Origin of the sequence: Erwinia aphidicola, from assembly GCF_014773485.1 — a bacterium.
Lineage (GTDB): Bacteria > Pseudomonadota > Gammaproteobacteria > Enterobacterales > Enterobacteriaceae > Erwinia > Erwinia aphidicola.
The window spans coordinates 417289-425003 of record NZ_JACXBP010000005.1; the positions used below are offsets into that span (position 1 = coordinate 417289).

General features: G+C 41.2%; 5 protein-coding genes. 3 read left to right on the forward strand and 2 right to left on the reverse strand.

Features of this window, described 5'->3' with window-relative positions; genetic code table 11:
• Positions 1 to 166 precede the first annotated feature (166 nt).
• The 3 genes from ID864_RS14860 to ID864_RS14870 all read left to right on the forward strand — a co-directional run bounded on the left by ID864_RS14860 (position 167) and on the right by ID864_RS14870 (position 5701).
• Positions 167 to 1966, forward strand: a complete 1800-nt coding sequence (locus tag ID864_RS14860) for a glycoside hydrolase family 13 protein (protein WP_191149998.1) — start codon at positions 167 to 169, stop codon at positions 1964 to 1966.
• 1080 nt (positions 1967 to 3046) lie between these two features.
• Positions 3047 to 3499 (forward strand): DUF5680 domain-containing protein, encoded by a 453-nt coding sequence (locus ID864_RS14865; protein WP_191149999.1) that lies wholly within the window; start codon positions 3047 to 3049, stop codon positions 3497 to 3499.
• 648 nt (positions 3500 to 4147) lie between these two features.
• A complete protein-coding gene (locus tag ID864_RS14870; protein WP_191150000.1) occupies positions 4148 to 5701 on the forward strand; it encodes a methyl-accepting chemotaxis protein in 1554 nt (517 codons plus the stop codon).
• Between the two features lie 386 nt (positions 5702 to 6087).
• On the opposite strand, the gene ID864_RS23740 is transcribed toward ID864_RS14870, so the two are convergent.
• Both ID864_RS23740 and ID864_RS14880 read right to left on the reverse strand, forming a co-directional pair.
• Positions 6088 to 6225, reverse strand: a complete 138-nt coding sequence (locus tag ID864_RS23740; RefSeq protein ID WP_099755247.1) for a helix-turn-helix domain-containing protein — start codon at positions 6223 to 6225, stop codon at positions 6088 to 6090.
• Between the two features lie 544 nt (positions 6226 to 6769).
• Positions 6770 to 7429, reverse strand: a complete 660-nt coding sequence (locus tag ID864_RS14880) for a DUF421 domain-containing protein (RefSeq protein WP_191150001.1) — start codon at positions 7427 to 7429, stop codon at positions 6770 to 6772.
• Positions 7430 to 7715: the final 286 nt, after the last annotated feature.

The following is a 7715-nucleotide window of genomic DNA, read 5'->3' on the forward strand; positions in this document are numbered from 1 at the left end:
AGTTCATTTACCCAACTTTACCAAAACTAAATTCGATAGCATAATTAAAAAAAGGACAGGATTATTATTTTTTAACATCGCACTGGAGGATTTAAATTCAGTCACATTAAATATACAGGGTTACTAAGGTTACTTTAGTTATTTAAATTGATAAGGGTCAAACGTAATGTCACATCAAGGAATGAAAACCGCATTAGCCATATTTCTAACCGCAACATTATTCGGTTCATGTCATAAATCCTTCGGAGATTCACAGTCTTTACCTCACGAAAATACTTTTGAACACTCAGAAGTCATACCTAAATGGTGGAAGGAGTCTGTTTTTTATCAAATTTATCCGCGTTCATTTAAAGACACCAACGGAGATGGCATCGGTGATATTAACGGAATCATAGAAAAATTAGATTATTTAAAGAGTTTGGGCATAGATGCCATTTGGATTAATCCGCATTATGACTCTCCCAATAAAGATAATGGTTATGATATACGTGACTATAAAAAAATCATGACTGAATATGGCACCATGAATGATTTTGATAGTTTGGTTAATGAATCAAAGAAAAGAAATATGAAGCTGATGATTGATGTCGTTATCAATCACACAAGCGACCAAAATGAATGGTTTATTAAAAGTAAAAGCAGCAAGGATAATCCTTACCGTGACTATTACTTCTGGAGAGATCCTAAAGAAGGGGCAGAGCCAAATAACTACCCCTCATTTTTTGGTGGTTCTGCCTGGCAAAAGGATGAAAGCACCAATCAATATTACCTACATTATTTTGCTAAACAGCAGCCAGATTTAAATTGGGACAACCCCAAGGTCCGTCAAGAAATATATACAATGCTACGTTTCTGGCTAGATAAAGGCGTCTCTGGGCTACGCTTTGATACGGTGGCTACTTACTCAAAAAACACGAATTTCCCAGATCTCACTCAACAAGAATTGAAGAATTTCGCTGAGGAGTATACCAAGGGTCCTAACCTTCATCGTTATATCAACGAAATGAATAAGGAGGTGTTATCACAATATGATATTGCCACAGCCGGTGAAATATTCGGTGCCCCTTTAGATAAATTGATAAAATTCATTGATAGACGTCGTAATGAGCTAAACATGGCATTCACCTTTGACTTAATAAGACTGGATAGAGACACAGACGAGAGATGGCGTCGAAAAGATTGGACACTGTCACAATTCCGCCAGGTTATCGATAGGGTTGACCATACTGCTGGTGAATATGGTTGGAATGCCTTTTTCCTGGATAACCACGATAACCCGCGCGCAGTCTCTCACTTCGGTGATGACCGACCACAATGGCGTGAAAAATCAGCTAAAGCACTTGCAACATTGACGCTAACTCAACGAGCAACTCCATTCATTTTTCAAGGTTCAGAGTTGGGGATGACCAACTACCCATTCAAAACCATTGGTGACTTTAATGATATTGAAGTAAAGGGGTTTTGGGATGACTACGTTAAAAAAGGAAAGGTGCAAGCCAACGAGTTCTTGTACAATGTTCGTTTGACTAGCAGAGATAACAGCCGAACACCATTTCAGTGGGATGATAGCAAAAATGCGGGATTCACCATAGGTAAGCCCTGGTTTAATATTAATTCCAACTACAAAGAAATTAATGCAAAAAGTCAAATTGAAGATCCCAACTCTGTACTAAATTACTATCGTAAGTTGATCGAGATACGGCATCAATTTCCAGTTCTTACTTACGGGCAATATAATGATTTAGACCAAGAGAATGAATCTGTTTATGCTTATACGCGTACCTTGGGGTCAGAGAGGTTTTTAATAGTTATTAACTTCAAGGAACAAACAATTGAATATGATTTACCAGGCATCCTTTCTATAGAGAAGGTCATTATCGAGAGCAACAGTAAAAATACTGTTCAAAAGAATGATACAAAGATAAATTTACAACCATGGCAGTCTGGGATATATAAGTTAAATTAATAACTATTTTTATCTTCTATACAGTTAACAATTTGTTCTTAAAAAGCCGTTGCTTCGCATCGGCTTTAATTTCAAATTTCACACTGATATATTTATGGGTAAAAAAACATGTCAGGCTTTTAAAAAATAGATTAAGTCCTGACATACAGAACGTTTTATTTCCATCACCTACAACATGGAAAATAAAATCATAAAACTCAGTAGGGTACGAGCTATTTTCTGGCAGCAGATATTCGAAACTCTAACAAAAATAACTTTATTGGCACTTATTTAATGAAAAAAGTAAAAAACAATCACCTTAACGGTAAGTGGTTTGATAAAATTACTCTGAAAAGAGTAAGGTAGCTTGCGATCGCGTTATTGTCTATTTAAATAATCTGTATCTCTGGTCTATTCAGCACCAGCGAGAGATAGCTTACAATAGCTAGTATGTGACAGCGCCGAGTAAAGACCCATACCAATTGGATGGTTCGCATCGAATAACAGGTTAAATATATTAATTATAATCATGGTTTTTCATTTTAAAATCATTCCTGGCGCTTTTTTTATTTTTCAAGTCAAGCTACTACGGGGATTTTTTTAAACTTCCTAATCTGATGCTTCTATAATATCCCCCTGGAGGTTTGCAACTTAATATACTGTTACAATTAAGCTAAGGTTAATCTCCACAGCCATGTGTAATCAATATAACTTTTTTGCCCCCCCCCTAAATAGACATTTTCTAATTTCGTATTAAATAACATCTCTGTTGATGGTGTATAAGAATAAAGCCATCATAAAACCTCGCACCCCCATGTATCAGAAGCAGCGGAACACAAAAATCACATTCCATTGAAGGAATAACGTATATTTTTCACTCTTAATCTTTAGATAGGAAAGGATATCTTTTCCATAAAATAAATTTGCTCTTACTTAACATATCGCTAGCGTTTTCTGATAGTTTTAATTGCAGTGTTAAGTTCTAGAGCTATCAGAGATAATTTATGTCGACCAGTTAGACTGGCACCACAAAACGGACTAAATAAAGAGTCTTTATTCCCACTTTCAAAGTTTGTAGAATTTTCATTGCTGAGAGGGTTGATGAAAGGGTTTTTAGTAGAAGCAAATCGGTTTCTTTATGGCTTTCCTGAAAAACTTATTATTAAAAGCTTGCCTCAAAATGACATGAAACTCATTGAATACCATAAAGATAAGTACTCTTACAGAAACTACTTTACCGAGGGAAAATTAGTTTACGGGCAAATCATTATATCATTTAGCGATTCCCCACTCTGGTGTATGCAATACCACGGGGGAGTAACTTGCGAGCACATTGATGAGAGAATGGAGCGTAAATTGAAGTTTATTTCCCTAAAAAACCAGGGGCTTGCTGACTCTAGGAATCCAATACGTGGTCCGAGAGAGAACGTGTATTCTGGACTTCATTATTCCAATGATATATTTGGGACAGTGTGTAAATTTCAGGGGCAGGAGGTGATTGAAAATCATGGAAAGGTGTTCTTTATGATGAAAATGTCAGGAGGGGCGCTTTAGTTAAACCCTACATGATAATAACTCATTGCACTATTAAAGAGTTGAGTTATTTTTTATAGGATCTATTTTTTATTTAATATCTCATTGGTGCGTTAAGGCACTATCAAGTGCCTATAATTTAAAAACCTATCCACCTCGAACTGAAAAGTTATTTATTAGTAACGCTTTTGATCTAAAAACCATTATCCTGTATTACTTAGAATAGATGGAGCATCTAATACGCCCTGTTTTTCTTTATATAACGAGTAGGTATTTCTCCCTTAGTTAGTTGAAGGTAAAAAAACGGGCAGGAAAGACATCGCGTCTTAGGTAAACTAGATCTGGCATTGGCCGCTGATACGCATAAGGTTATTTGTAATGGCCTTTACTTAAATAATGTGATTGATGCAGAGGCCTTCACGGGGTTTTTGGTCAGACGTACAGGAAATCAAATCCGCCATTGCCGACGTGGCTTACGACATAAATGGTGCCACGATGAGTTGTGGCTTAAGAAAATTAGGGCACTATTTCCCTAAACCTTAAGTAGCTTGTTGCCGATAGTGACAGTAACGTGATGCTTTCTACAAGCTTGGCACACTATAAAAAACGTAACGAGAAGCACATCACAGGATGTGGATTTTACATAAATATTCATTCTACAGGATTTACATGAACAACATCAGAATCGGCATACGCCTCGGCACTGCGTTTGGCTTCATCCTTCTTCTTTTAATTATTACCGCGTTGACCGGATTTAACCGTATCCATTCGCTGGGTGACACCGCCCAAGAACTGGCGGGCAGCCGATATCAGAAAGCCTCAGCTGCCACCAACCTCCGTTACTATTCAACTGACATGAGTCGGCTGGTACGCAACGTTATCCTGGCGGATACTCAGGACCGACAGGCCGGTTTCAAGAAGGACTATGATAGGGTTCGTGTCAAAATCACCTCATCGGTTGACCGAGTCGACGGGCTGCTCAAGGTTCCCAAAAGCAGGGAACTGATTGAGGTAATCAGAAATGTCGGGAGTCAGTATCTGGCTTTCTCGGATGACGTCGTGGCGCTCGCGATGGCTGGTAAGCGTGAAGAGGCCACGCAGATGTTACTGGGCCCACGCTATCAGACTCAAGTCAGTTACATGAAAGCTCTTGCAGAACTGGAGGCATTTCAGGAATTACAGATGCAGAAGGCCGGCAATGCAGCAAAGGCCGAACGTGGCAGCGCAATGGTTTTACTGGCCTCGCTAAGCGTAGTCGCCGTGCTGCTGGGCGCGTTAGCAGCCTGGCTTATCACGCGCAGCATTACTCGACCTCTCAACGTCGCTTTGGAGGCGGCACAGCTCATCGCCAGCGGTGACCTTAGTCAGACTGTAGCGGTCAGCGGTCGGGACGAAACTGGCAAGCTGCTCGAGGCAGTTGCTGAAATGCAGTATTCGCTGGCACAGACCGTGAGCACGGTACGCAGCAATGCAGAGAGTGTAGCGGCGGCCAGCCTGCAGATTATGCAGGGAAACGCTGACCTGTCACAACGAACTGGAGAACAGGCGAGCGGGCTGGAAGAGACCGCTGCCACAATGAGCGAACTCAGCATAACGGTGCGTAATAATGCCGATAACGCCCGTCAGGCAGCTCAGCTTGCAGTAAATGTTAGGGAAGTCGCTAGTCAAGGCAATGACGTCACAAATAACATCACAGGAACAATGAAATTCATCGGCGAAAGCTCAGCTCGTATTGCAGATATCACGTCAGTAATTGATCGTATTGCCTTCCAGACGAACATTCTCGCCCTCAATGCAGCCGTGGAGGCTGCGCGGGCGGGAGAACAGGGTCGGGGGTTTGCAGTAGTAGCTGGAGAAGTACGTACGCTGGCCCAGCGCAGCGCCACGGCAGCCCGTGAAATTCGCCACCTAATTGAAACAAACTCGGCCAGCGTTAACGCGGGCAATGCGCTAGTTGATCAATCGGTGGTTACTATGGCGGACATCGTGTCATCGGTAGGTCAACTTACAGATACAGTGGAAGAGATAACCGCTGCCAGCGCAGAACAAGCGCGGGGCATTGAGCAGGTGGGTATTGCTGTGACAGAGATGGATGGAATGACTCAGCAAAATGCCTCGCTGGTTGATGAATCGAGCCTGGCCTCGCAGAGACTTCGTGAGCAAGCGAGCCTGCTGCTGCGGTCAGTGTCTGCGTTTACACTTGCCGAAGACACTCGTCGTTGATATTACGCTACCCGCATACTCTCTTTACCTACCATGAGGTCACTTGCTGTTAAATTCAGTGAGCTAGCGGTCAGTGATACCCAAAGAATTATTGAATGTTCTGAACAGATAAAAGTCCTTAAAACAACCGTCGGTTTGCAAAGCTACCCCATCACGATTTTGACGCACATCGCCCGCTGGAGAATGGCGAAAACCGGCGGGCAACATTTACCTGGCGTGAATAGCGTAGGGTCTCAAAAAAAGTGACTTTATAGTATGAAAAATAAAGCTTTATCTGCTTGAGGATAATGAAAAAAATCATCATTTTCGGGGGAAATACTTTGATGTCTGCCAGTATCCGGATAGCGCTGTCGAGATCCGGGTCAGCGGTACTTCCCTGCCCTTCATTACTTACGACCGCCTGGGAGAACTGAACCATATTGATACAGCGTTTCACGACTGATACCAAACTTGCGAGCAAGCTGGGCTTTTGTCTCACCATTAATTTCTCGCCGTTGAACTTCAATTTGTTGTTCTGAGTACAGTAATTTTTCCGACCTCGGTTAGCCCACGTAGCTTGATTAAAGCGCTCCCTTCATGCTGACGTTCATGGATTAAAGAAACTTCGAAAATGCCCGAATAAATCATACGATCCGAAGAGCATTTGGGCTTATAAGTCAATTTCCTCTTTTTGAACACAACTCTGATGGCTTAGCTTTTGAAATGATGCTCTGATTAAGATCATAAAATGGCCTTATCGTACGTTTCCGTAGGTTTAGTCTATGAATAACCAGAGCCATGGTCGCACCGGAAACCGCCTCCTGCAAGCATCACTGACTAAGTTGGCGCTGAGTATCATCTGGGAACACTACTCCGATTTTAGACCGGCGGAACGCCAAAAGGTGGTAGATGCCGCGCTTCAAAAAGTCTGACAACGCTGCAACGTAATGCGTTAACGGGTATAACGGCTGATCGCTGATTACGAGAAAAACGGTGGGTTACCGCCAAACACATCATAAAACCAATACCGGAGGTTCTAATACGGTATTGGTTTTAGTTAACTAAGTTAGTCGATAGCTTTAAAAAGTTCTATGAGCGCGATTTTAATACTTCCCCATCATTCAGGATAAACGTTAAACGTCCACTCCAAAACTCTGCGATAAAGATATCCTCATAATCAAGTGAGGCTTTTTTCATTTCAACTTCAAGCCACTGTACATTTTTTTCAATTTCACTAAGTGCGTGATCACGGACTTTGCCATCTTTCATAATGATAACAGACGGCATCTCTGAACCCTCACAGACTGCCGTTATTTGCCCGTTGGGTTCAATCTGAGCGTAATAGATCTCCTGGAAGGAATGAATGCCCTTCGCATGAAGTTGAGATGACACGTTCAAGATATCAATCTTATTCTTGTTATCAGATATATTCTCGACTAAAAACCTGCCTTTCTTAATAATAGGTATCGGTTGGCCTATGGCCATACTTCGAAAAAAATTTACATGCTTGCTTATTGCATTCAGTAATGAAATCAGAAACACCCCAATAAGAAGCACGACCAGATACTGATACAAAGGTATGGAGTCGCTGTAAATGACGCCTCCGATTATTCCACCCAGTACGAAGTTCCCGATAAAATCTATCGGCGTCATCTGCGACAGTTGGGTTTTTCCTGAAAGGTTGAGGTGAGTAATGACGATCACAAACCCAATTATGAACTTGACCAACACAAATCCGTAGTATTCCATATGACGCTACTCCCACACACGGTTTCTTGAAAACGAGGCACGGCATTGTAAGTTTATTGGTAACAATTTTACGATAGCAACTTCGGAAGTGCCAGAAAGAAGCAGTTATTACATATAATATTTTTCATAAAATTATCTGATTGATAATTCCCTTCAACTCTCTGAAAGATGTCGGAAAAGTAGTTTTCACTATTTCTCTTGATATTAAGAATATCAGATTCTGATAACTACTTAAGATTTAAGGTTATAGCTGGGAACCCACTTTCTTTTAATATAAGGATATTTT